Genomic DNA, 24,754 nt, shown 5'->3' with positions numbered 1-24,754 from the left:
AGATCGATCCGCGTCGCGCGCCGCACCGGTCAGACCACCCTCCGGCACCGCCCCGCCCTGCGTCGCTGCATCAGCAGCAGAGAAACGAGATTATGAAGAACTTCCGCTACGTCGTCAACAGGTTTTTTAACCGCCCCAGCCTGCCAACCACCTCGCAAAGCCTTGCCAACCCTGGCTTCCCGCTTCCCCGCGCCTTCTTCTGAAAGCGCGAAAGACCGGAATTCTAGCCAGCCTCCCGCGTCCTTGCAAGCACCAGGCTGAATTATTTTTCAGGGTGCTTTTTCGACGCGCGGCGACTCCTCGGTCGATGCAGATTCCGGCTTCATGCCGGAAGCCAGTGCACGAGCCGCAGGCGAGCCGATCGTCCAGTCATGCAATACGGTATAGGCCACGGCTAGCAGCGTCGGCCCGATAAAAACACCAAGGAAGCCAAACGCGAACGCGCCGCCAAGGATGCCCAGCATGACGAGAATCAACGGCATGTCGCTACTCTTGCCGATGAGGATCGGCTTGATCACGTTATCCGACATGCCTACTGCCACCACACCCCACGCCACAAGGAAGATTGCCCATCCCGTCTCGCCACCGTGATAGAGCCAGATCGCCGCGGGCAGCCAGACGACCACCGGGCCGCCCGGCACCACAGACAGAAAGAAAGTCGCGAGACCGAGCAGCGCCGGAGCCGGGACACCCGCGATCCAGCAGCCAAAGCCGGCCAGGATGCCCTGCACGAGCGCCGTCCCGAGAATGCCATACACGACGCCCTTAACCGTATTGCCGGCGAGCGCCAGCAGATAATCGGCACGCTCGCCGGCAATACGTCGCATCCCGGCGGTCAGCCACGCCGCCGCGCCCTCGCCGCCGGTGTAGAAGAAAAACGCGAGGATAATACTGAGCGCAAGCAGTCCGACCCCGTGCGTCACTACAACGGCCGCTGCAAGGATCCACTTGCCGGCCGGCGCGGCCAGCGTCCGCACCTGCGCGAGCATTTCAGAATTGCTGCTGGTCACGCGCTCCCAGAACGACTCGATATTCGAACCGACGAGCGGTATCTGCGCCACCCATGGCGGCAGGTCCGGCAGGCCCGAATCGAAAAGCTTCTCCACCAGCGCCACGATGTCGTGCACATGCGCACCGAACGCGAATCCCGCATAGACGAACGGTCCAAGCAATACGATCAGGATGATGAACACGATCAGGGTGGCCGCCCATTTGCGTCGGCCGCCCAGCGCCGCCGCCAGCTTCCGGTACAGCCCCCACGAGCTGTAACTCAGAATCGCGCCCCACAGCAATGCCGTCGTAAACGGCGCCAGCACCAGCAGCGAACCGCCCACGAGTATGAGCAGCGCGAACACAGCGGCAAGCCGCTCGATCAGTTGGTCCAGTTTCATTGTGAGCCCCCTGTTATGCCAGACCGCGGTCACGAAGGCGCGCACACCCGGCCCGGGCGGCGCCCACTGCTGGAAGTATAGGAACCCTCCGTGCCACGCATGAGACGACAGTTCGAGGCGACGCAGCAACAATGCCATCCGGGCACGTTCGGACACCCGGTTTTCCAAGGCGAGCAGCCTATGCCGTCCGGCTCGCCCGTTCAAAAGATATAAAGGCACAGAAAAGACTAGAATATAGGGTTCTGTGCACCCAAAACTCTGGATTTATGCGCTCGCGAATCGCCAAACGTCTCCCTCCTGACGCCGACAAGCTTGTCGGCCTCTCGCTCGCGCTCTTCGCGTCGGGCAGCCGCACCGAAGATCGCTTCTGGGAAGCGAAACTCGACGCGCTGCTGGCGAAAATCGTCCGCAATGGCAACCAGACCACGCTGGATGCTGCTCTCGATCATCTGCAGCAGAATCACCCGGACGCGTACGGCGCCCTCGCAGACATGGCCGAAACGCACAGCGAATCGTTCCAGATCGACTACAACGGCTTGCCCCACGAGGCCCTGTTGATCGCTGCCCCGGTGCTCGCCTGGACCCGCTACGCGATTCCGTCCGGCCCGCTCAAGGGCGACGCGGCCGACGCACTCCGCGCCCACCTGCAGGCACATGTGCTGGCAGCGGACACGCGCGTCGCCATGGCGCCGTTCCTCTACAGCATCGACCAGTTGCCGCGCCACCACGTCGAAACCTGGCGGGTTGCGCAGCAACTCGCCCAAACAGCAGTCGGCGGCCACAGCGCGAAGATCAATTTCGGCGAACTGCCGGAAACGTCGCCGATCCTGGCCGACCCGCGCTTTCTGCTCGCTGTCGTCGCGGCACCGGTCGGCGCCCCCGTCTTCCGCTGGCAGGAAGAGGAACACGGTAGCCGCATCGAACGCGGCCAGTGCCTCGAACAATGGGCGACGCAGGGCGGCGCCAATCTGTCGGTGGTACTGCCGGGTTGCGAGTTCGAATGTCTGCTGCCCGACGCCTACTACTCCGCGTGTCGCGACGCCGATGAACGCGTCCGTCCGCATACCGTCCGGACGGCCGTGCGCTATCTGTTCGACACGATCGGCGCTGCGCCGCAGGAATTGCGCGCTGTGGTCGCAGGATTCGGCGAGCGGCACATCGACGAATATCGCATCGGCTTTACGCGTCGCGGCAGCAATGAGGTGATCTATGGTGTCGTATGGCCGCTCTACGGACGCGAAAACGGCGAACCCGGTATCGACGAGGAACCGCAGGAAGCGTCCCCTGCCGACGGTCCGCTCGAAGAAATCGTCGCGCTGCTGAAGGAAACCGGCGTCACCGAAGTCCGCCGCCACGCGGGCCGCTTCGAACCGGAATATTGTGACGACTGCGGCGTACCGCTCTACGCGGATCCGCTCGGTGAAATCGTGCATGCCGAAATGCCGGAAGACGCAGAACCAGCGCAACCCCATTTTCACTGACACACACGCCGCCAGATTCTGACAGCCCCGCCACGTGCGGGGCTTTTTTCTTAGTGCTCTCCTATGCCTTTCGGACAGGCAGTCCTGCGCCCAGGAATTTGTCATCATTGGGCCGGTGACGCATCACGAGGCGTCCGGCACTGGCCGGCTCCGGCACATCGCGTCATCTCGACCGACTCATCAGGAGGCAAGGCATGCGATTCTCGGTTCTCAACTCGGAAGCCGAAAGGCGCGAAGGACTCAAGGCTCTGTTACGACAGATCGATCGCCAGGCGCGTTTCAGCGAAGCGCAGGACTGGCGTCAGGCAGACCGGACATTGCGCCGGCTCAGACCCGATCTGCTCGTGATCGACTGGGAAGACTGGATGCGCATTAGCGACGCCCGCGCGTTGTTCGCGGCGCATCCCGCGTTACCCGTCGCGGTACTCACGGACGACGCATCGCCCGCCACGGTGCGCGGCCTGATCGACGAAGGCGTGCTCGGCGTGATTCCGCGTGGAACCAATCCTGACGTGATCGTCCGGGCTTTCGAAATGGTTCTGCTTGGCGGTCACTATGTGCCGGCGGGCGCATTGGCGCTCGAGTCGCCGCCTGCGCCCGTCATCCCCGTCCGCAAGCCCGATGCGGGCAATCGGAAGCCACCACGCCGGACAAGGCTCACAAGCGGGCTCTCGCCACGCCAGGAGCAGATCATGCGCTGCGTGCATATGGGTAGCACCAACAAGATGATTGCCCGCACTCTCGGCATCAGCGAAGGCACGGTCAAAATTCATCTCGCCAGTATTTTCCAGCAGCTCGGCGCGCCAAACCGCGCTGCTGCGGTTGCGATCTACAACGGCTGGCTCGCCTCCCAACTCGAAGTGTTGCGCTCTGGCGAGGAAAGCACGCCGCGACCTGCACTCGGTGAGACTGGCGCTGTTCCGCTACGCCGCGGCGCGAATCGCCCCTTCAAATATCCGTTGCCGGCAAACGACGCTGGCGGCGCCGTCGCCACCGCAGCGGAACCCACGACACCGTTCGGCGAACCCCCTCCCTGGTCGGCGCAATGACCGTCCACAGCACTTGCCAGCGAATCTCGAGCACGGCTGGCACGGATTCCGCTCACACCTTTTTCCGTCCAACGAGTAATATGAGTACATGGGTTTCCTCTACACACCGCTTCCGCTCTGGGTCGCTGTCGGTGGCTGGATCGCCACTGCGATGCTGCTTGCGCTCGCGTTGTGGAAGAACCCTTTCAAACGTCTTCAGGATGCCACGCTGCAGCATGTCTGGCTCTCGCTTATCGTCGCGATGTCAGTGCTGTGGGCCAGCAACGCATGGCTCGAGGACGGCACCGTCATGCACCTGCTTGGCGCGACGCTTGTAGTGACGCTCTTCGACTGGGCGCTCGCGCTGGTCGCAATGGCGGCGGTCACGGGCATGGCCGCCGTGATCTTCGATGCACCCTGGCAAGGCATCGCACTCACTTTCCTGATTTTTGGCGCATTGCCGGTGGCCGTATCGACGCTTCTGCAACGGGCGATCATCAAATGGTTGCCACACAATCTGTTCGTCTTCATTGTCGGCCAGGGTTTCCTGTCCCCGGCTATTGCAGTGACGGTCACAGCTTTGGCGGCGGTCGCCTCGCACGTTGCCCTGGCGAGCGGATCGATGACAGTGGTGCCCGTGGGCTACGCCTTCAGCATCTTCCTGCTAGCCTCCGGCGAAGCATGGTTTACCGGCATGTCGACGGCATTGATTGCCGTTTATCGGCCGGCCTGGGTGACCACATACGACGTGCGCCGCTATCGGCTCGGCGGCCCGCGAATCTGAGAATCCGCGACGCCCATGATTGCGCATTTTAGATAGCCTCGTAAAACCTGGGACTATCCCGCACAAGCTTTTTATCGATGCAGCCAATGCCTGACTCAACGCAATGCAGCGTGCTGCGCCAGCATATTTTGCAGAATCATTTCCGGCACGCCCCGTCTGTCGAGCCCGCCCACCAGGACGCATCCGAAAATGTGTGTCAGGATTGAACTACTTCCCGTCACCGGGCATCTTACGTGCCTGATGTCTCACTAAACACTTCGATAGATGGATCGCACCAACGCACCCCGCCGATTGCAGCGGTTGGTCGGCCGGCTAGGGGTAATCGCCGCGAGCATCTCGCTCGTGTGCACTGCTCCGGCGTTCGCCGATCAACTCGAACAGCACAACGAACTCGCCAGTAAATTCATCACTGACATGCACGCCGATCCGCTCGTTGCGGACTGTGCCGCGCATGCCAACTTCGTGGCCAGTACCTCAACCGCATTCGACCACGTCGAATTCCCTCCCAGCTCTTTCGACAGCGCACACGCTTCCATCACACCATGGAACGATTCGTTTAACGAAGGCAAGCAGCGCGTCAAGGTCGACAGCATTGTCACCGTCGAAGGTCTCGGCGTACCGCAGAGCGGCAATGGCTCGCCAATGGATCTGAAATTCCGCTGCGGCTATGTCGGTAGCCAGATGCTTGCCTTTAGCTGGAACGATCCGGTGCCACCCGCAAAGGCGCACAGCGGCGCGTCGTCGAGCAAGAAGAAAGGCGCAAAGGGCAAGCATGGGGCGAGCGGCAAAACGTCGAAAAAATCAACCTCGTCAAAATCGAGCAGCAAGCCTTCGCGTAAAACCAGTTCGTCGAAATCAGCCGCGCAGAAAAAGTCGCAGTGACAGAGCCGTCTCTTGCGTCGCAGTGGGGAATACGCAATGACCCGCTGCGGTATGCAAACAAAAAGCGGGGAGTGCGCATCTTGCGCACTCCCCGCTTTTTTGCATCCGGCTACGCGCTTCTAGGCAAAGACTTCGACGTGTCGCAGGATCGCCTGGAGCATCGCCGCGCCCAGCGATGCGCTGCGCTCGCCATTCCAGCCCACGCGCTCATCGGGCAGATTCGCGTTGTCCTTGAACGGCATCTCCAGCGTGAGCGAAAGACAACCGAACTCGTTCCCCACGTACTTCGACGCAAGCTTCAATGCATCCTGCCGGTATTTGCCCGACTCGTAGCCGTACTTGTCCTGGAAATCCGGACTTGCCAGCTTGAAGGCCTCGATGAAGGCCTTCTGCTCCTGCGCCTGCCGTTCCGTGAAACCCGGCAACATCTCCGAGCCCGCGACAAACACATACGGCAACGCTTCATCGCCGTGAATGTCGAAGAACAGATCGCAGCCGATCGCGTGAATCGCATCGCGCACGAGCAGCACTTCGGGACTGCGCACCGTGTCCGGCTCCATCCACTCGCGGTTCAGATTCGCGCCCGCTGCATTGGTGCGCAGGTTGCCATGTACGCTGCCGTCCGGATTCATGTTCGGCACGATGTGGAACACGGCATGCTCGTAGAGCTTGCGTGCAACCGGATCGCCCGCCCAGTCGCCCCAACCGGCGAGGCGCTTCACCAGCCCCTCGACAAACCACTCCGCCATCGTCTCGCCTGGATGCTGGCGCGCAATGATCCAGATTTTTTTCTTTGGCCTGGGCGTTCCGTCTTCGCCGATGTCGGGGGTGCCGAGCGTGAGCAGCGACATCGGCCGGCCTTCGACCGTGCGCCCCAGTTCCGTCAGCGTTGCCTGCGGCATCTGCTGGACCGCGCCGAGAAATTCCGAGTGGCGCTCTTCGCTGTAGGGCTCGAAGTACGCGTAGTAGATGCGGTCGAAGTCCGGAGTGTGATCGATCGTCAGCACGTGGCCATCGTAGGAAGTGGGCACGCGGAACCAGTTCACGCGGTCGTAGCTCGCCATCGCGTGATAGCCACGCCAGCCCTCGGCGAACGCGCACTCGTGGGCATTCTCGAAGGTCATCACGCAGCGCTCGCCCGCCGCGCCTGACAGACAGAAGTAGAACCACTGCGCAAATTCGGCGTGGCTGTCGCGACGCACGCGCAGGCGGATGTCGCTGGCCTCTGCGCAGGACAGGACTTCGATTGCGCCTGCGTCGAAGTTGCTGGTGATCGAAAGCGTCATGATGATATTCCCTGCTTCTGTGCCGCGCGTCGTCCGCTTATTCAGCGACGCGGCGGCGAAATACGTAGGTGGAATCGTTCGAAGCGTCCGCATCGAACGCATAGCCTTCGGCGTCGAAACCCTTCAGCGCTTCCGGCGCGTCGAGACGGTTTTCCACCGCGTAACGTGCCATCAGGCCGCGCGCGCGCTTCGCGTGAAAGCTGATGATCTTGTAGCGGCCGCCCTTCCAGTCCTCGAAGACCGGCGTGATCACCGGCCCGTCCAGCAGCTTCGGCTTGACGGACTTGAAGTACTCGTTCGACGCGCAGTTGACCAGTACCTGCGCCGCCTGCGCGTTCTTCTTCAACTGCGAATTCAGCGCGTGCGTGATGCGCTCGCCCCAGAACGCGTAGAGATCCTTGCCGCGCGCGTTCTCGAAGCGCGTGCCCATCTCCAGGCGATATGGCTGCAGCAGATCGAGCGGGCGCAGCAGCCCGTACAGTCCCGACAGCACGCGGACATGATTCTGCGCGTAGTCGAGATCCGCGGCCGATAGCGACTTTGCATCGAATCCTTCGTACACGTCGCCGTTGAACGCAAGCACCGCCTGCCTGGCATTGCTGGTATCAAACTTCGACGACCAATCTGCGTATCGCTGGAAGTTGAGCCGCGCAAGCGGATCGGAAATGTCCATCAGCGTAGATATCTCCTGCGGCGACAGGCGCCGCAAGCCGCCGATCAGTTCGGCCGCGTCATCGACAAAATCCGGGATCGTATGCTTTTTGACGTGCGGGGGTGTTTCGTAGTCGAGGGATTTGGCCGGCGACAGAACGATTATCATAGAGGCTCACAGGCACGCCGTGCCTGATGGTCAAAGACGAAAGCCCGATTGTAACGAATGCCCGGTTCCAATGCCTCACGCGGAGCGCTCCGCGTTGTCCTCGATTCGAACGTATGGATCGATATCCTCGTGTTCGACGACCCTCACACACGTCCGATCCGCGCGGCGCTCGAACGCGGCGCGCTGGCCGCGCTGATTGACGCTCGCTGTCTCGCCGAACTGACGTACGTGCTCGACTATCCGCAGTTTGCACAGCGCGCGCTCGACAAGGCCGCGGCGCTCGCCACGGTAGCGCGCCTGTCGCAGACGGTCGCGCCACCCGCGCCCGCCGAAGACGCGCGCCCCCTGCCGAAGTGCAAGGACCGTGACGATCAGAAGTTTCTCGAACTCGCTCACGCAGCCGGCGCCGACTGGCTCGTCTCGAAGGATCGGGCCGTGCTGAAACTGGCTCGACGCGTCGCGCGCGACTTCGGTTTTCAGATTGCGCAACCGGCTCCATTCGTGGCCGCGTGCGCCCTGCCCGCCGAGACCCCTGCCGAAACCGCCGCGCACGCCTGATGGCGGCCTGATGCCCGACTGAAACCCGCTCCGCCGCCCGATTCCCTACAATCGAACTTTCGCCCTCAACCCAGACCTTCGCCTAACGCTCCGGACAGCGCCATGAATGCACCGCACGACACGCCCAGGACTCCGACCTTTCCGTCCCGCCTCCCGAACGTCGGCACGACGATCTTCACGGTGATGAGCGCGCTTGCCGCGCAGAAAAACGCCGTGAACCTCGGCCAGGGTTTTCCGGACTTCGATTGCGATCCGCGCATTGTCGACGCCGTGACCGACGCGATGCGCGACGGTCACAACCAGTATCCGCCGATGGCCGGTCTCTCGCCGCTGCGCGAGGCGATCTCGGACAAGATCGCGAGCCTCTACGGCCGCCGCTATGACGCAACCAGCGAGATCACGGTCACGGCTGGCGCAACGCAGGCGCTGCTGACCGCGATCCTCTGCACAGTCCATCCTGGCGACGAAGTGATCGTGGTCGAGCCGACCTACGACAGCTACCTGCCGTCGATCGAACTCGCTGGCGGCAAGCCGGTGTTCGTCACGCTCGAGGCGCCCGACTACGCCATTCCGTTCGACAGGCTCGCAGCCGCGATCACGCCGAAAACACGTCTGTTGCTGATCAACACGCCGCACAATCCGACCGGCACGGTCTGGCGCGAAGACGACATGCGCAAGCTCGAGGAAATCGTGCGCGGCACCAACGTGCTGATCCTCTCCGACGAAGTCTACGAACACATGGTGTATGACGGCGCGCCGCACGAAAGCGTCGCGCGCTATCCGGAACTGGCCCGGCGCAGCTTCGTCGTGTCGAGCTTCGGCAAGACGTATCACGTAACGGGCTGGAAGGTCGGCTACGTCGCCGCGCCCGCAGCGCTGACTGAAGAATTCCGCAAGGTCCATCAGTTCAACGTGTTCACCGTGAACACACCGATGCAGCTCGGCCTCGCGCAGTACATGCACGACCCGGCACCGTATCTCGAACTGCCCGCGTTCTACCAGAAGAAACGTGACTTCTTCCGCGCCGGCCTCGCCGGTTCCCGCTTCAAGTTGCTGCCCTGCGAAGGCACCTATTTTCAGTGCGTCGACTATTCGGCGATCAGCGATCTGCCCGAAGCCGACTTCGCACAATGGCTGACCGGCGAAATCGGCGTCGCGGCGATCCCTGTCTCGGCGTTTTATCACGAGTCGCACGAGTCGGGCGTGGTGCGCTTCTGCTTCGCGAAAAAGGAAAGCACGCTCGCCACCGCGCTCGAACGGCTGGCTCGTCTCTGAAATGGTGCGTGCGATGATGCGAACGAACCAGCGTTCTTCGTCATCGCGCCACAGCACCGCATGCGCGCGTCCGCGCGTGTGCGGTCGCGCGCCAGCGTCGCCGTCGCGCTCAGCCCTTCTGGCGCTGTTGCGCCTCGACGCACGCCTTCCGGTCAGCCGTCACGCGCTGCGCGGCCGGGCGCTCGCCCACCGCCTTCACATACGCCTTCCAGTCGATGCCGGCGTCGAGCAGAAAGTCGCGCCCATAGATGATCCGCGTCGCCATGCCGACGAGCGGCAGGCTCACGAATCCCGCCGCATCTGCCACGCCGAAACGCTCCCCGCGCAGATACGGCCCGAACTTCGCGAGCCGCCTGAAACCGCTGATATGATGGGCCAGCAGCTTTTCGACGCGCCCTTTGGTCGCGTCGGTGATGGTGCCGCCAAAGAACGCCTGCTTGTAGAGATTGCGGACGGTCAGTTCGAGATGGACATCGACGAAGAAGATCATCTCGCGTTCTTTCGCGGCTTCCCACGGGTCGGCGGAAAAGATCTGCCTGTCGGGATAACGCGCCGCCAGATATTCGACGATCGCCTGCGACTCGCACAGATCGCCTTCTTCCGTCTGGAGAAACGGAACTTTGCCAAGCGGCGAATGCGCGAGCAGCGCTTCGTCCTGGCTCGGCATCACGAGCACTTCCTCAAAAGGGATGTCATGCTCGAGCAGCACGAATTTCACCTTGTTGTAGTAGTTGGACAGCGCGTAACCGCACAGTTTGATCATCAGGTGTCTCCATTCGGCCTGCTTGCGCCGTTTGATGGGAACCGCACTTGAAGTGTCAGCGGCCGCTTTGACCAATCATCCCAGAAATTGCACGATCGTGCTATTCTAAAAACAACCATGGAGTCGAGCCTTACCATGACCTCTCGTCAATTCAGCATCGAAACCATCGGCATCGTCGGTACGGGCGCGATGGGACGCGGCATTGCACAGATCGCCGCCCTCTCCGGCCTGACTGTGCGTCTTTTCGACGCCAATCCGGAGGCGGTCGGCGCGGCGCGCGACTATCTCGCTGACACGTTCGCAAAACTGACCGCCAAAGGCAAGCTCGATCAGGCCCGCGCTCATGCGGCGCTGGCGTGCGTATCCGGCGCGGCGGCCGTCGGCGAGCTTGCCGGCTGCGATCTCGTGATCGAAGCGATCGTCGAAAAGCTCGACGTCAAACGCGCGCTCTTCCGCGAACTCGAAACGGTCGTAGGCGGCAACTGCGTGCTGGCGTCGAATACTTCGTCGCTGTCGATCACCGCGATTGCAGCGGGCTGCCAGGACCCCTCGCGGGTCGTGGGGTACCACTTCTTCAATCCGGTGCCGCTGATGAAAGTCGTCGAAGTGATTGACGGCCTGCGCAGCGATCCGGCAGCAGGCGATGCGCTGATGACCCTCACGCGCCGCATGGGCCACACGCCAGTGCGCGCGAAAGACATGCCGGGCTTCATCGTCAATCACGCCGGACGCGGGATGAATACCGAAGGTCTGCGGGTTGCGGGCGAAGGTGTCGCGAGCTTCGTCGACATCGACCGCATCATGCGCGAGCAGGCCGGCTTCCGGCTCGGGCCGTTCGAGCTGCTCGACCTCACCGCCCTCGACGTCTCGCATCCGGTCATGGAGTCGATCTACCACCAGTTCTACGAAGAGCCGCGCTATACGCCGTCGCCGATTACCGGCACCCGGCTCGCCGGTGGGTTGATTGGTCGCAAGGTCGGTGAGGGGTTCTATCAGTACGTCGACGGCAAGCAGCAGGTTGCGGCCGAAGCGAGCGCCCCGACGGAATTGCCAAAACGCGTCTGGGTCAGCAGGCGCTATCCCGAAGCACGCGAAGCGGTGCTGGTAATCGTCGCGAAAAGCGGCGTCGTGCTCGATGACGACGCAACGCCAGGGGCCGATTCGCTGATCGTCGTCACGCCGTTCGGACACGATGCCACGACAGCCGCCGTCGACGAAGGCCTCGACGCGAGCCGCGTGGTCGCCGTCGATGCACTGTTCCCGCTCGCCGGCGCGCAACGTCGCACGCTGATGACGACGCCAGCCACCACGCGCGCCGCGCGCGACGCCGGTCACGCACTGTTCGCGTCCGACGGCGTACCCGTCACCGTGATCCACGACTCGACTGGCTTCGTCGCGCAACGTGTAGTCGCGACCATCGTCAACATCGGTTGCGACATCGCGCAGAAGAGAATCGCGTCGCCACGGGACATCGATCTCGCCGTGACGCTCGGTCTCGGCTATCCGCGCGGGCCGCTGGCGCTTGGCGATGCGCTCGGCGCGAAGACGATCCTCGCGATCCTGCGCAACATCTCGAGCGTGCTCCAGGAGCCGCGCTATCGCCCGTCGCCGTGGCTCGCGCGGCGTGCACAGCTCGGCCTTTCGCTCACGCAGCCTGACGTTGCCGACATCGACGCAAAGGATTCCCAATGAGCGCAGAACTCCTCGCCTCCCGCCCCGCTGAAAGCGAATCGACGCTCGTCCTCACGCTGTCGAATCCCGGCGCGCGCAACGCGCTGCATCCCGACATGTACGCCGCCGGCATCGAAGCGCTCGACACGGCCGAGCGCGACGCGTCGATCCGCGCGATCGTGCTCACCGGCGCCGACCGGTTCTTCTGCGCAGGCGGCAACCTCAACCGCCTGCTCGAAAACCGTGCGAAAGATCCCGCCGTGCAGGCGCAAAGCATCGACCTGCTCGGCGAGTGGATCGCCGCGCTGCGGGCGTCGACAAAACCGGTGATCGCAGCGGTGGAAGGCGCGGCGGCCGGCGCCGGTTTTTCGCTGGCGCTCGCATGCGACCTGATCGTCGCCGCCGATGACGCGAAGTTCGTCATGTCATACGCGCGCGTCGGACTGACGCCGGATGGCGGTGGCTCGTGGTTCCTCGCGCGCGCTTTGCCGCGCCAGCTGGCGGCCGAAGTGCTGTTCGAAGGCAAGCCGATCGTCGCGACGCGTCTCCATGAACTCGGCGTCGTGAACCGGCTCGCGAAAGCGGGCGCTGCGCGCGATGCGGCAATCGCCTGGGCCGACGACCTCGGCAAGATCTCGCCGAATGCGCTGGCGCGGATCAAGGGGCTCATCGACGCAGCCGGTGCGCAACCGCTTGCGGATCATCTGGTGGCGGAGCGCGACAGTTTCGTCGCCTCGCTGCATCACGGCGACGCGCCGGAAGGTATCACTGCATTCCTCGAAAAACGCTCCCCGGTGTACAAATGAGCGAACCGCAGAACGCTGCATTCCAGTTGCCGAAACGTCGGCGCATCTATCTGATGCGCCACGGCGACGTGACCTATTTCGACGCATCGGGCCGCGCAATCGATCCGGAAACCGTGCCGCTGAACGCCGCCGGCCGCGAGCAGGCGAGCGCCGCCGGTCGTGTGTTTGCCGGGCAGCAGGTCCGCTTCGATCGGGTGATCGCGAGCGGCCTGCCACGCACCGTCGAGACGGCGCAACGTGTGCTCGCTGAAACCGGGCAGCAGGTCGAACTGGAGATCCAGCCCGCGTGGCAGGAAATTCGCGGCGGCAAACTCGGCAGCATTCCCGCCGAAGACCTCGAAGCGGCCTTCCTCAGCGCGTTCGACGGCATCGTGCCCGAAGAGACACGCTTCCTCGGCGGCGAGACGATCGGCGAACTGTTCGACCGTGCGCTGCCCGCGCTCGCCGCGCTGCGTGAAGACAGCGCCTGGGACACCGCGCTCCTCGTGCTGCACGGCGGCGTCAACCGCGCGCTCCTGTCGCACGCGATCACGGCCGGCGGCCGCACGTTCTTTGGTCACCTCGCTCAGGCCACGGGCTGCATCAACGTGCTCGACGTCGGCGCCGCGCCGCGCGACTGGGTGCTGCGCGCCATCAACTATTCCCCGCCGTCGCCGCTCCATCGCGACGTGCGGAACACGACGATGGAACTGCTCTACGCACAATTCATTCAATACAGGCGTAGCTGAACCCGATCTGGAGGAGACAATGGTGCAAGCCAGCCCCGCAGGAGATCCGGAGGACAAGCCGGACTATTCGGCATTCGAAGGCACCCGGCCCATCGCGGAGCGGCTGCGCTTCGATATGGATGCGCTCGGCGCGTGGCTCGCCGGGCAGGTCGAAGGCTTTGCCGGGCCGCTTGCTGTCGAGCAGTTTGCCGGCGGCCAGTCCAATCCCACGTTCAAACTGGTGACGCCATCGCGTTCGTATGTGATGCGCTCCAAGCCCGGGCCCGCGGCGAAGCTGCTGCCGTCCGCGCACGCGATAGAACGTGAGTATCGCGTGATGCACGCGCTCGCTGACACCGACGTGCCGGTCGCGAAGATGCTCGCGCTATGCGAGGACGAAAGCGTGGTCGGACGCGCGTTCTACGTGATGGAGTTCGTCGAGGGACGCGTGCTGTGGGATCAATCGCTGCCCGGCATGTCGCCCGATGAGCGTACTGCCATCTACGACGAGATGAACCGCGTGATCGCTGCGTTGCATAGCGTCGATCCTGCCGCGGTGGGCCTCAGCGATTACGGCAAGCCGGGCAATTACTTCGCTCGCCAGATCGGCCGCTGGAGCAAACAGTACCAGGCGTCCGAGACCGAATCGATCGATGCGATGAACCGCCTCATCGAATGGCTGCCGCAGCACCTGCCGGCTGAAACCACGGAGCGCGCGTCGATCGTCCATGGCGACTACCGGCTCGATAACCTCATCTTTCATCCGCACGAACCGCGTGTGCTCGCCGTGCTCGACTGGGAGCTGTCGACGCTAGGCGATCCGCTCGCCGATTTCGCGTATCACTGCATGGCATGGCACATCGATCCATCGCAGTTTCGCGGCATCGCCGGGCTCGACTGGGCCACACTCGGCATTCCGGATGAAGCCCACTACGTCGAACGCTATTGCGCGCGCACCGGCTTCGAGATTCAGGGCGACTGGAATTTCTATCTGGCGTACAACATGTTCCGCATTGCGGCGATCCTGCAGGGGATCATGAAGCGCGTCGTCGACGGCACCGCGGCGAGCGCGCAGGCCATCGACGCAGGCCGCCGTGCGAAGCCGATGGCGGAGCTCGCCTGGCGCTACGCCCAGAAGGTGCGTTAGAAGGTGCGTTGAAGGTGCATTAGCCGCCCGTCACCATTGCATACGCCTGCTCATCGTCATTCGCGAGGCCATACATGAATTTCGACTACACCCCGAAGGTTCAGGCATTACGTGAAAAGCTGCTCGCCTTTTTCGACGAACACATCTATCCGAACGAACGCGCTTTCGCTGCCGAGATTGCGCGGAATCGCCAGAACGGCAATGCGTGGATCCCGACGGAACTGATCGAAAGCCTGAAGCTCAAGGCGCGCGATGCAGGGCTGTGGAATCTCTTTCTGCCTGATTCCGAGCGCGGCGCGGGGCTGACGAATCTCGAGTACGCGCCGCTGTGCGAAATCATGGGACGCGTGCCCTGGGCGCCGGAAGTCTTCAACTGCAACGCGCCCGATACCGGCAACATGGAAACCATCGAGCGCTACGGCAGCGAAGAGAACAAGCGCGAATGGCTCGAACCGCTGCTGCAGGGGCAGATCCGTTCCGCGTTCCTGATGACCGAGCCGGAAGTGGCGTCGTCGGATGCGACGAACATCCAGACCCGCATCGTCCGCGACGGCGACGATTACATCATCAACGGTCACAAGTGGTGGTCTTCGGGTGCGGGCGATCCGCGCTGCAAGGTGTACATCGTGATGGGCAAGACCGATCCCGAAGCGCCTCGCCATCAACAGCAATCGATGATTCTCGTGCCAGCCGACGCGAGCGGCATCACCGTGCATCGACCGCTCAACGTATTCGGCTATGACGATGCGCCGCACGGCCACATGGAAATCACCTTGAAGAACGTGCGCGTGCCGGCAACGAACATGTTGCTGGGCGAAGGCCTGGGCTTCGAGATCGCCCAGGGCCGGTTGGGCCCGGGACGGATTCACCATTGCATGCGGCTCATCGGCCTTGCCGAACGCGCACTCGAATTGATGGCGAGGCGCTCGCTGCAACGCGTCGCCTTCGGTAAGCCGGTCGCGGCGCAAGGCGTGACGCTGGAGCGCATTGCGGAAGCGCGCTGCATGATCGAACAGGCCCGGCTGCTCACACTGAAGACGGCATACATGATGGACACCGTCGGCAACAAGGGCGCGCGCGGTGAAATCGCGATGATCAAGGTCGTCGCGCCCAACATGGCGTGTCAGGTCATCGACTGGGCGATGCAGGCGCACGGCGCGGCCGGCGTAAGCGACGACTTTCCGCTTGCGTATGCGTACACGTCGGCGCGTTCGTTGCGCTTCGCCGACGGTCCCGATGAAGTGCATCGCAATGCCATCGCGAAGCTCGAACTCGCGCGTTACGCGGATACCAGTGCGGCAGCGGCACGCTCGTAACATGCGGTTGATGCACTGACGCGGCGGCACGGCCCGTGCCGTGCTCTGCCCTGCCCTGCACTAACGTCCGATCTATGCTCTAATTTTCGTCTGCTTCGGCGCCGCATCATGCGGCGCCGCTCTCAAGGAACGAAGGAGCCACGATGATCGACGTCTACAGCTGGGCGACCCCGAACGGCCACAAGGTTCACATCATGCTCGAAGAAACGGGCCTTCCCTACACCGTGCATGGCGTGAACATCGGCGCAGGCGACCAGTTCACCGCCGGGTTCCTCGCGATCAGCCCGAATAACAAGATCCCGGCGATCGTCGACAGTGAAGGGCCGAAGACCATCGACGGCAAGCCCTTTTCGCTGTTCGAGTCCGGCGCGATCCTGATCTATCTGGCCGAGAAAACCGGCAGATTCCTGCCAGCCGACCCTGCCGCGCGTTATGCAACGCTCCAATGGCTGATGTTCCAGATGGGCAGCATCGGGCCGATGCTGGGGCAGACACACCATTTCCGCGTCTACGCACCGAAGCCGATCGAATACGCGATCAATCGCTACTCGAATGAAGCGCGGCGTCTGTATGGCGTGATGGATACGAAGCTAGGCAAGACTGCTTATCTGGCGGGCAACGATTACACGATCGCAGACATTGCATCGTTCCCATGGACGCGCTCGTGGAAAAACCAGGGTATCGAACTCGACGATTTTCCGAATGTGAAGCGCTGGCATGAAGAGATTGCGGCGCGTCCAGCCGTCGTGCGCGGCGTGGAGGTGCTCGCGGACGCCCGTCAGCCGCTGATGGACGACAAGGCAAAAGAAGTGCTGTTCGGCGCGACGCAGTACGCGAAGCACTGAGCCCACGGCACGGCGTCAAGCCGGGTTGCTGCCAACCGGGCTCGCGCCGTGCTTCGTCGCGACTAGAAGTAATGCCGCGTGATGAACTCCGCAACGCACGCCGGCCGCTCACTGCCCTGCTGCTCAAGCGTCACATGCCACACGACCTGCACGCCACCTTCGTCGACGTCGGTGACACTCGTCACCGCGAAACTGGCGCGCACCTTCGAACCGACCCGTACCGGCGACGTAAAACGCACCCGATTGAGGCCGTAGTTGACGCCCATCCGCTGCCGGAGCGCAACGGTCCTCTCGAGCAACGCGGGAATCAGCGACAGCGTCAGAAAGCCGTGTGCGATCGGTCCGCCGAACGGCGATTCACGCTTTGCGCGCTCGGGGTCGACGTGAATCCACTGATGATCGCCGGTCGCGTCAGCGAAGCGGTCGACGCTCGTCTGATCGATCTCCACCCAGTCGCTGACGCGCGGCGCAGCGCCGACGAGCGCACGCAACGCGTGCAGATCGACTGACGCGAGCTCGGGTGTCATTCAGCCTTCCCAGGATGGCGCAGTCCGAAAAGCCCTTTTGAGCGGACGGTGATCACCGTCTCGCCGTGCTGGTTTTTACCCTCCCATTGCGTCGAGACAATCCCGCGATCCGGCTTGCTCGACGAGACGCGCTTGTCGAGAACCGTATTCGTCATCCGGATCGTGTCGCCGACGCGAACCGGCTTCAGCCAGCGGATGTCGTCGATGCCGGGCGATCCCATCGACGTCGAGCCTGCAAACGCGTTGCGCACCAGCAGCCCCATCATCACCGAACAGGTATGCCAGCCGCTCGCGATCAACGTGCCGTACGGCGAAGCGGCCGCACCCGCTTCGCTGACGTGAAATGGCTGCGGGTCGAACTGCTCGGCAAATGCGACGATCTCGTCACGCGTAAACGTGTGTTCGCCAATCTCGAAGGTCTTGCCGACCTCCATGTCTTCGAAACTCAATCCCATACTGACACCTCGCTCGTGCAGGTCAACGTCTGGTCATACTTCGGCTGCCGCAAAAGCGGGCAGCGCGGCAAATCGTTCGAGATGGTGATCGACATCGCCGAGCGTCGTCTCGATGATCGCAAGGCGCTTGAACAGGTGCGCCGCGGCGACTTCATTGGTGACGCCCATTCCGCCATGCAATTGCACCGCCTGCTGGCCGACGAAGCGGGCCGCCTGGCCCACGCGCACCTTCGCCGCCGACACCGCGCGACGCCGCTCGTCGGCATCGTCGCTCGAATAGCGGACGGCGGCGAGGTAGGCAAGCGAGCGCGCCTGCTCCGCGTGAATCAGCATCTCGACCATCCTGTGCTGCAAGGCCTGGAAACGCGCGATGGGCACACCGAACTGCTGACGCGTCTTCGTATACTCGACGGTTGCGTGATTCAGTGCATCCAGCGCGCCGACGGCTTCGGCGCACAGCAGTACCGTACCGTAATCGGCGATGCGTTCGAGCGTGGCTGCGCCGGCGTGAGCGCCCGAGAGACGTCGCGCTGGCGTTGCATCGAACGACAGCGTCGCGGCACGCTGGCCGTCGATCGTCCGGTAGTCGGTGACCTGTGCGTTCTGCGCATGCCGCTCGACGACGAACAGGGCAATCTCGCCGTCCAGACGTGCGGGCACGATCCAGAAATCAGCCTGTGCGCCGTGCTGGACAACCGATTTTTTACCCGTCAGCGCGTAGCCGTCGCCCTGCCGCGTCGCGGTCGTTTCGACGGCAAACAGATCGTAGCGCGCGGCCGGTTCATGAAAGGCCACCGCCAGCTTGATCTCGCCCGCTGCGGCGCGTTCGAGCAGTTGCGCGTCGTCGCCCTGTGCGCTTCCGGCGAGGCGCAAGGCCTCGATCCCGACCGCCGTCGCCCAGTACGGCTCGACGACGAGCGCCCGCCCCAGTTCCTGCATGACCACGAGCATATCGACGGTACCGCCGTTGAAGCCGCCCTGCGCTTCCGGCACCGGCAACGCGGTCAGGCCAAGCTCAGTGAAGGCGGTCCAATGCGCGTCTGCCACGCCGGTATCCGATTTCACGATCGTCTGGCGGGCCTCGAAGCCGTAGTTCCTGTCCAGATAACGGCGCAATGCGTCGGCGAATTGCTGTTGTTCGTCGTTGAAGGTGAAGTCCATGCGCCGCTCCTCAAAGGCCCAGAATCATCTGCGCGATGATGTTCTTTTGAATCTCGTTCGAGCCGCCGTAAATCGACGTCTTGCGGAAGTTGAAGTAGTACGCGGCGAGTGGCGCGGCATCGTCGTCACCGGCGATGCTGTGCTCGCGCTCACCTTCGAGGAACGGCACGTCGAACGGCGCTGCAAGCGGCCCGGCCGCTTCGAACATCAGTTCGGTCAATGCCTGCTGCACTTCGGTACCCTTGATCTTCAGCATTGACGCCTCCGGTCCGGGGCCCCGTCCACCGGCCTCGCTGCTGACGACGCGCTGCACCGTGACTTCCAGCGCCATCAGTTCGATCTCGAGATTCGCAACCTTTGCAGCAAAAACCGGATCGTTCAGGAGCGGCCTGCCATTCTTCTGCTGGTTCAACGCAAAGCGCTTCAGGAACACGAGTTCACGTTTCGACTGACCGACCCGCGCGATGCCAGTGCGTTCATGGCCAAGCAGATACTTCGCATACGTCCAGCCGCGATTCTCGTCGCCGACGATATTGTCGAGCGGCACCTTCACGTCCTCGAAGAAGACTTCGTTGACTTCGTGGTCTTCATCCAGCGTGATGATGGGACGTACCGTGATGCCCGGCGTCTTCATGTCGATCAGCAGGAACGAGATGCCCTCCTGCTTCTTCGCGCCGCTATCGGTGCGCACGAGGCAGAACATCATGTCGGCATGCTGGCCGAGCGTGGTCCACGTTTTCTGACCGTTCACGACGTAGTGATCGCCGACGCGCTCTGCACGTGTGCGCAGCGACGCGAGATCCGACCCCGAGCCGGGCTCCGAATAGCCCTGGCACCACCAGTCGGTGCCGTCGAGAATGCGCGGCAGGTAGTGGCGCTTTTGCGCCTCGCTGCCATATTTCATCAGCACTGGCGCGACCATCGACACGCCGAACGGCAACACGGTCGGCGCACCGAGGCGCGCGCACTCCTCGTCCCAGATGTGCCGTTGTGTCGCGTCCCAGCCTGGGCCGCCGTATTCGGTCGGCCACGCGGTCGCTGACCAGCCACGCGTGCCGAGCAGCTTGTGCCAGCGCGCGAAGTCGTCGCGATTCAGACGTTTGTGATTGAGGACCTTGTCGCTCAGCTCACGAGGCAGATTGGCCTCGAGCCAGGTGCGGATGTCGGCGCGAAACGCGTCGTCGGCGGGGGAATAATCCAGATTCATGCGCTTTTGTCTCCTGGCCGCGCACGATACCGCCGACGCCAGGAGCCACCGCGCCGTTACTGCAGCGGCTCTTTCAGTGCGACCGGGACCGGCAGCGGCATCACGTCGATGCCTTCTTCGACCAAGGCTCTCGCATCTTCGGGTGTCGTAACACCGCGAATGCTGCGTGCAGGCGCTTCGTTGTAGTGAATGCGCCGTGCTTCCTCGGCGAAGCGGTCGCCCACGTTCTCGGTTTTTTCCAGTACCTCGCGTAACGCACGCATGACGTGCGCCTGCAGTTCGGCCGCACCCTCGGGGGCTTGCGCGTTCGTCGCACCGGACAGATTCAGCCGGGGCGCAGACGGCAAACGGCTCACTTCGGTCGCACCGCACATCGGACATTCGACGAGTTTGCGGGACAACTGCGATTCGAAGTCATCGGCGGAAGCGAACCAACCTTCGAACCGATGGCCATGCGGACACTGTAAATCGAGGACCTTCATCTGGAATCAGGGCTTGCGTATTAGTTTAGCGCAAAATGGAAATTTGTGAACGGTCGTTCGCAAAAAGTCTGGCTTTCTCTTGCAACATAGGGACGTCACATTTGAAAGCGTTGGGCGATTCTAGCGCTTTGCGGCAAAGCTCGCCGAAGCATCGCGAAAGCCCCTTGAAAACGGAAACGGCGACCTCGTGGGCCGCCGTTCTGTCCAAACCGTGACGAATGTGCTCAATGTCCCGGGATTCAAGCCGGTTCCGGTTCGGCCATCGGCCACGCGCCGGACAATATCTTTTCGAGCCAGAACGTACCGATGATCGTCTTGACGTCGGTGATCTTGCCGGTGCGCACCCATTCCGACACCTCCGGCACGCTAGCAGTGAACAGTTCGAGAAACTCGCCGTCATCGAGCTTCCGTTCGCCTGCCGTCAGACCGCGGGCAAGATAGATGTCGATGAATTCAGTCGAATACGAAATGATCGGGTGGATGCGCGTGATGTACACATATTCACGCGCGGTATAGCCCGTTTCTTCAGCGAGTTCGCGTTTCGCGCAGGCGAGCGCACCTTCGTCCGGATCGAGCTTGCCAGCGGGGTACTCGTACATCACCTTGCCGATCGGATAGCGAAACTGACTTTCCAGCAGCACGCGGCCATCGTCGAAGAGCGGGATCACCATCACCGCGCCTGGATGCTGTACGTATTCGCGCGTAGCGTGCTTGCCGTCGGGCAATTCGACGGTATCGCACTTGAGCGTCAGAAACGGACCTTCATGCAGCGTCCTGCTTTCAACGCACTTCTCGGTGAGCGCGGCGTCGTGGTTCGGAAGTTGTTCAGCCATGTGCGGACCTCAGAAATGCGGGGGTGCGCGACGGCTTGCGCCGTCAGCGACGTTTGAGGAGATACTGCCAGGTGAAGCCGGGGAAGGCGAACACGACGAACAAACTAAACGTGATCGCGTAGAACTGCCAGCCCTGGTCGAAGCGGTTACCGGCGCGTGCTTCGAGCATGAAGCCGAGCGCGCCGACCACGACATACAGCACGATGAGCTCGGCGATCCGCAGCCACGCGCTCTTCTTCACCGCCTTCATGGGCACAACAGCGAAGAGCCGCTGATTCAGGAACGGCAGGTTGGCGCCGGCGAGCGCCAACAACACGATAAACCAGCCTGCTGCCGACATCAGAGCGGCAACGTGTGCTGCATTGCCTGCAGACAGACCGTCATCAGCGGACCCGGAACCACGCCAAGTACCAGCACCGCAACACCGTTCAGCGCGAGCAGCGCGCGCTTGGAGAAATCGCCCGTGATCGGCGAGGTGTCTTGCGGTGCGTCGAAGTACATCAGCTTGACGATACGCAGGTAGTAGAACGCGCCGAACAGCGACGTCACCACAGCCAGCACGGTCAGCCAGGTGAGGCCGGCGTTCATCGTTGCTTCGAGCACAGCGAGCTTCGCGTAGAAGCCGACCGTCGGCGGGATCCCGGCGAGCGAGAACATCATCACCATCATCACGAACGCGAACACCGGGCTGCGCTGGTTGAGGCCCTTGAAGTCGTCGATCATTTCAGCTTCGAAGTCGCGGCGCGCGAGCAGCATCACGACACCGAACGTACCCAGCGTCGTCACGAGATAGACGATGCTGTAGAACATTGCCGAGCCGTACGCGCTGGCCGCCCCGCCCGCCTTGCCGTCAACCACACCCGCCAGCAGGCCGAGCAGCACGAAGCCCATGTTCGAGATCGCCGAGTACGCAAGCATCCGCTTGATGTTGCGCTGAACGATACCGGTAATATTGCCGACGATCATCGACAGCGCAGCGAGGATCACGAGCATTTCCTGCCAGTCGACAGCGAGCGGCAGCAGACCCATCACCAGGAAGCGCAGACCCCACGCGAATGCGGCAACCTTCGGGCCACCGCCCGTGAGCAGCGTCATCGCCGTCGGTGCGCCCTGATAGACGTCCGGCACCCACATGTGGAACGGCACCGCGCCCATCTTGAACGCCACGCCCGCCACGATGAAGATCACGCCGAACAGCAGCACCACATCGTTGATATGGCCCGAGGCCACTGCCTTGAGCACTTCGCCGAGTTCAAGCGAGCCGGTCGCACCGTACAGCATCGAGATTCCGTACAACAGGAACCCGGAAGCGAGCGCGCCCAGCACGTAGTACTTCATCGCCGCTTCGTTCGACTGCGCAGCGTCACGGCGCAGCGCGATGACCGCATACAGCGACAGCGACATCAGCTCCAGACCCAGATACAGCGTCAGGAAGTTGTTGCCGGAGATCATCACGAGCTGGCCCAGCAGCGAGAACATCCCGAGCAGGAAGAAGTCGCCGCGGAACAGGTCGCGATCCTCGATGTATTTGCGCGAATAGATGATCGATACCGCGTAGCCCAGCGACACGACCGCCTTCATCGCGTTGGCGAACGGATCCACCACGAACATGCGCGAGAAGAAATAATGCGGTGTCGGATCGAACGCGTTCACGGCGAACCAGACGCCGGCGATCACCGACGAAAAGACCGCAATGTAGTACGTCGTGCGACGGCCAGCCTGGCCGACGAACGTGTCGTTGAGCCACGCGACGACCACTGCGGCCATCAGCAGCGTGTCGGGCAACAGAGCATTGATAGGGGCGTTTTGCATGATCTTGAGATTCCTCCGCTCTGTATTACTGTGACAACGGCAGCTTGGACTGCGCGACGTGGGAGAGGAGGTTTTCCACGGATACGTGCATCACATCGGTGAAAGGCTTCGGGAACAGCCCCATGTACAGCGTCAGGCCCGCCAGCACCGCCAGCATGACAAATTCGCGACGGTTGACGTCGAGCAGACCCTTCACGTGATCGTTCGCGACCGCGCCGAAGTACACGCGCTTGTACATCCACAGCGTGTAGGCCGCGCCGAGGATCAGCGTGAACGCCGCGCCGAACGCAATCCAGAAGTTGTACTGCACCGCTGCCAGAATCACCATGAACTCGCCGACGAAACCGGACGTGCCCGGCAGGCCGCAGTTCGCCATCGCAAACAGCATCACGAGCGCGGCGAACTTCGGCATCGTGTTGACGACGCCACCGTAGTCAGCAATCTCGCGCGAGTGCATACGGTCGTAGAGCACGCCGATGCAAAGGAACATCGCGCCGGATACGAAACCGTGCGAGATCATCTGGATGATCGCGCCTTCGGCGCCAAGCTGGTTGAAGATGAAGAAGCCGAGCGTCACAAAGCCCATGTGCGCGATCGACGAATACGCGACCAGCTTCTTCATGTCGGCCTGCACCATCGCCACGAGACCGATGTAGATCACCGCGATCAGCGACAGCGTGATCACAACCGGTGCGAGGAAGTGGCTGGCGTCCGGCGTGACCGGCAGCGAAAAGCGCAGGAAACCGTACGCACCGAGCTTCAGCATGATCGCGGCCAGCACGACCGAACCGCCCGTCGGCGCTTCCACGTGCGCATCAGGCAACCACGTGTGGACCGGCCACATCGGGACCTTCACGGCGAACGCAAGGAAGAACGCGATGAACAGCAACACCTGCGGCGTCATGGCGATCTGGGCGGTTTGCCACGCGGCGAGGTCGAACGTGCCCGTCTCCGTGTACAGATACAGCAGCGCGACCAGCATCAGGAGCGAGCCCATCAGCGTGTACAGGAAGAACTTGAACGCCGCATACACGCGGTTCGCCCCACCCCACACGCCGATGATGATGTACATCGGAATCAGCGTTGCTTCGAAGAACACATAGAACAGCATGCCGTCGGCAGCGCTGAACACGCCGACCATGATGCCCGACAGGATCAGGAACGAAGCCATATACTGCGACACGTGCTTCGTGATCACTTCCCAACCGGCGATCACGACGATCACCGTAATCAACGCGGTCAGCACGACGAACCACATCGAGATGCCGTCGATACCCAGGTGGTAGGTGATGTTGAAGCGCTCGATCCAGTTCGCCTTCTCGACGAACTGCAAGTCTGCGGTGCTGGAATCGAACCCCGTAATCAGCGGAATCGTAACGATGAAGCTGAGTACCGAGCCGACCAGCGCGATCCAGCGCGCCGGTGCGGGGTTCCTGTCGGAGCCGATGGCAAGGACCAGGAGGCCGAACAGGATCGGCAGCCAGATCGCGATACTGAGAATCGGATAAGCGTGCATT

General features: G+C 62.7%; 26 protein-coding genes. 13 read left to right on the top strand and 13 right to left on the bottom strand.

Going from position 1 to position 24,754, the window contains the following annotated elements; genetic code table 11:
* On the top strand, positions 1 to 203 hold a 203-nt coding region (locus P3T23_RS28705; protein WP_429319464.1), incomplete at its 5' end, for a hypothetical protein.
* 66 nt (positions 204 to 269) lie between these two features.
* On the opposite strand, the gene P3T23_RS28700 is transcribed toward P3T23_RS28705, so the two are convergent.
* Entirely contained in the window at positions 270 to 1,391 is a 1,122-nt protein-coding gene (locus P3T23_RS28700) for an AI-2E family transporter (protein WP_429319463.1), read from the bottom strand.
* A gap of 266 nt (positions 1,392 to 1,657) precedes the next feature.
* On the opposite strand from P3T23_RS28700, the gene P3T23_RS28695 reads away from it, so the two are divergent.
* The 4 genes from P3T23_RS28695 to P3T23_RS28680 all read left to right on the top strand — a co-directional run bounded on the left by P3T23_RS28695 (position 1,658) and on the right by P3T23_RS28680 (position 5,566).
* Positions 1,658 to 2,872, top strand: a complete 1,215-nt coding sequence (locus P3T23_RS28695) for a DUF2863 family protein (RefSeq protein ID WP_429319462.1) — start codon at positions 1,658 to 1,660, stop codon at positions 2,870 to 2,872.
* Between the two features lie 194 nt (positions 2,873 to 3,066).
* Positions 3,067 to 3,921 carry a LuxR C-terminal-related transcriptional regulator gene (locus tag P3T23_RS28690; RefSeq protein WP_429319461.1) on the top strand — a complete coding sequence of 285 codons (855 nt, stop codon included), beginning with the start codon at positions 3,067 to 3,069 and terminating at the stop codon, positions 3,919 to 3,921.
* A gap of 88 nt (positions 3,922 to 4,009) precedes the next feature.
* Complete coding sequence (locus P3T23_RS28685; protein WP_429319460.1) at positions 4,010 to 4,684, top strand: energy-coupling factor ABC transporter permease; 675 nt, start codon at positions 4,010 to 4,012, stop codon at positions 4,682 to 4,684.
* Between the two features lie 264 nt (positions 4,685 to 4,948).
* Positions 4,949 to 5,566: a BspC domain-containing protein gene (locus P3T23_RS28680; RefSeq protein WP_429319459.1), complete on the top strand. Its 618-nt coding sequence runs from the start codon at positions 4,949 to 4,951 to the stop codon at positions 5,564 to 5,566.
* Between the two features lie 119 nt (positions 5,567 to 5,685).
* On the opposite strand, the gene P3T23_RS28675 is transcribed toward P3T23_RS28680, so the two are convergent.
* Positions 5,686 to 6,852 (bottom strand): M14 family metallopeptidase, encoded by a 1,167-nt coding sequence (locus P3T23_RS28675; RefSeq protein WP_429319458.1) that lies wholly within the window; start codon positions 6,850 to 6,852, stop codon positions 5,686 to 5,688.
* A 37-nt stretch (positions 6,853 to 6,889) separates the two neighbouring features.
* Positions 6,890 to 7,672, bottom strand: a complete 783-nt coding sequence (gene yaaA / locus P3T23_RS28670; protein WP_429319457.1) for a peroxide stress protein YaaA — start codon at positions 7,670 to 7,672, stop codon at positions 6,890 to 6,892.
* A gap of 57 nt (positions 7,673 to 7,729) precedes the next feature.
* Here yaaA and P3T23_RS28665 point away from each other — a divergent pair, with 57 nt between their 5' ends.
* Both P3T23_RS28665 and P3T23_RS28660 read left to right on the top strand, forming a co-directional pair.
* Positions 7,730 to 8,230, top strand: a complete 501-nt coding sequence (locus P3T23_RS28665) for a putative toxin-antitoxin system toxin component, PIN family (RefSeq protein WP_429319456.1) — start codon at positions 7,730 to 7,732, stop codon at positions 8,228 to 8,230.
* Positions 8,231 to 8,332: 102 nt separating this feature from the next.
* Positions 8,333 to 9,505 (top strand): pyridoxal phosphate-dependent aminotransferase, encoded by a 1,173-nt coding sequence (locus P3T23_RS28660; protein ID WP_429319455.1) that lies wholly within the window; start codon positions 8,333 to 8,335, stop codon positions 9,503 to 9,505.
* Positions 9,506 to 9,614: 109 nt separating this feature from the next.
* Here the strand turns inward: P3T23_RS28660 and P3T23_RS28655 are convergent, their stop codons facing one another.
* On the bottom strand, positions 9,615 to 10,268 hold the full coding sequence (locus P3T23_RS28655) for a glutathione S-transferase family protein (RefSeq protein ID WP_429319454.1): 654 nt from the start codon (positions 10,266 to 10,268) through the stop codon (positions 9,615 to 9,617).
* A 135-nt stretch (positions 10,269 to 10,403) separates the two neighbouring features.
* Here P3T23_RS28655 and P3T23_RS28650 point away from each other — a divergent pair, with 135 nt between their 5' ends.
* The 6 genes from P3T23_RS28650 to P3T23_RS28625 all read left to right on the top strand — a co-directional run bounded on the left by P3T23_RS28650 (position 10,404) and on the right by P3T23_RS28625 (position 16,760).
* Entirely contained in the window at positions 10,404 to 11,960 is a 1,557-nt protein-coding gene (locus tag P3T23_RS28650; RefSeq protein WP_429319453.1) for a 3-hydroxyacyl-CoA dehydrogenase, read from the top strand.
* Positions 11,957 to 12,745 carry an oxepin-CoA hydrolase, alternative type gene (locus P3T23_RS28645; RefSeq protein WP_429319452.1) on the top strand — a complete coding sequence of 263 codons (789 nt, stop codon included), beginning with the start codon at positions 11,957 to 11,959 and terminating at the stop codon, positions 12,743 to 12,745. Before P3T23_RS28650 ends, P3T23_RS28645 begins: the two co-directional genes overlap by 4 nt.
* The gene (locus P3T23_RS28640; protein ID WP_429319451.1) at positions 12,742 to 13,473 is read left to right on the top strand and encodes a histidine phosphatase family protein; all 732 of its coding nucleotides are present in this window, start codon (positions 12,742 to 12,744) and stop codon (positions 13,471 to 13,473) included. The genes P3T23_RS28645 and P3T23_RS28640 overlap by 4 nt, the downstream gene beginning before the upstream one ends.
* Positions 13,474 to 13,492: 19 nt before the next feature.
* Positions 13,493 to 14,599, top strand: a complete 1,107-nt coding sequence (locus tag P3T23_RS28635) for a phosphotransferase (RefSeq protein WP_429319450.1) — start codon at positions 13,493 to 13,495, stop codon at positions 14,597 to 14,599.
* A 74-nt stretch (positions 14,600 to 14,673) separates the two neighbouring features.
* A complete protein-coding gene (locus tag P3T23_RS28630) occupies positions 14,674 to 15,915 on the top strand; it encodes an acyl-CoA dehydrogenase family protein (protein WP_429319449.1) in 1,242 nt (413 codons plus the stop codon).
* 143 nt (positions 15,916 to 16,058) lie between these two features.
* The gene (locus P3T23_RS28625) at positions 16,059 to 16,760 is read left to right on the top strand and encodes a glutathione binding-like protein (RefSeq protein ID WP_429319448.1); all 702 of its coding nucleotides are present in this window, start codon (positions 16,059 to 16,061) and stop codon (positions 16,758 to 16,760) included.
* Positions 16,761 to 16,822: 62 nt separating this feature from the next.
* Here the strand turns inward: P3T23_RS28625 and P3T23_RS28620 are convergent, their stop codons facing one another.
* The 9 genes from P3T23_RS28620 to P3T23_RS28580 all read right to left on the bottom strand — a co-directional run bounded on the left by P3T23_RS28620 (position 16,823) and on the right by P3T23_RS28580 (position 24,753).
* Complete coding sequence (locus tag P3T23_RS28620; protein ID WP_429319447.1) at positions 16,823 to 17,287, bottom strand: MaoC family dehydratase; 465 nt, start codon at positions 17,285 to 17,287, stop codon at positions 16,823 to 16,825.
* The gene (locus P3T23_RS28615; RefSeq protein ID WP_429319446.1) at positions 17,284 to 17,742 is read right to left on the bottom strand and encodes a MaoC family dehydratase; all 459 of its coding nucleotides are present in this window, start codon (positions 17,740 to 17,742) and stop codon (positions 17,284 to 17,286) included. The genes P3T23_RS28620 and P3T23_RS28615 overlap by 4 nt, the downstream gene beginning before the upstream one ends.
* 33 nt (positions 17,743 to 17,775) lie before the next feature.
* Positions 17,776 to 18,903 carry an acyl-CoA dehydrogenase family protein gene (locus tag P3T23_RS28610; RefSeq protein WP_429319445.1) on the bottom strand — a complete coding sequence of 376 codons (1,128 nt, stop codon included), beginning with the start codon at positions 18,901 to 18,903 and terminating at the stop codon, positions 17,776 to 17,778.
* A gap of 10 nt (positions 18,904 to 18,913) precedes the next feature.
* Positions 18,914 to 20,110: an acyl-CoA dehydrogenase family protein gene (locus P3T23_RS28605; protein ID WP_429319444.1), complete on the bottom strand. Its 1,197-nt coding sequence runs from the start codon at positions 20,108 to 20,110 to the stop codon at positions 18,914 to 18,916.
* Between the two features lie 56 nt (positions 20,111 to 20,166).
* The gene (locus P3T23_RS28600) at positions 20,167 to 20,592 is read right to left on the bottom strand and encodes a DUF1178 family protein (RefSeq protein WP_429319443.1); all 426 of its coding nucleotides are present in this window, start codon (positions 20,590 to 20,592) and stop codon (positions 20,167 to 20,169) included.
* Positions 20,593 to 20,831: 239 nt separating this feature from the next.
* Positions 20,832 to 21,425, bottom strand: a complete 594-nt coding sequence (locus P3T23_RS28595; protein WP_429319442.1) for an NUDIX domain-containing protein — start codon at positions 21,423 to 21,425, stop codon at positions 20,832 to 20,834.
* A gap of 43 nt (positions 21,426 to 21,468) precedes the next feature.
* A complete protein-coding gene (locus P3T23_RS28590; RefSeq protein ID WP_429319441.1) occupies positions 21,469 to 21,765 on the bottom strand; it encodes a DUF2818 family protein in 297 nt (98 codons plus the stop codon).
* Positions 21,765 to 23,237: an NADH-quinone oxidoreductase subunit NuoN gene (nuoN, locus tag P3T23_RS28585; RefSeq protein ID WP_429319440.1), complete on the bottom strand. Its 1,473-nt coding sequence runs from the start codon at positions 23,235 to 23,237 to the stop codon at positions 21,765 to 21,767. The genes P3T23_RS28590 and nuoN overlap by 1 nt, the downstream gene beginning before the upstream one ends.
* Before the next feature lie 25 nt (positions 23,238 to 23,262).
* Positions 23,263 to 24,753: an NADH-quinone oxidoreductase subunit M gene (locus tag P3T23_RS28580; RefSeq protein ID WP_429319439.1), complete on the bottom strand. Its 1,491-nt coding sequence runs from the start codon at positions 24,751 to 24,753 to the stop codon at positions 23,263 to 23,265.
* Between the last annotated feature and the right edge of the window lies 1 nt (position 24,754).

It is taken from the genome of Paraburkholderia sp. GAS448 (genome assembly GCF_050435685.1).
Lineage (GTDB): Bacteria > Pseudomonadota > Gammaproteobacteria > Burkholderiales > Burkholderiaceae > Paraburkholderia.
The sequence above is the reverse complement of the archived record's forward strand: the minus strand, read 5'-3'. Positions and strand labels throughout refer to the sequence as shown.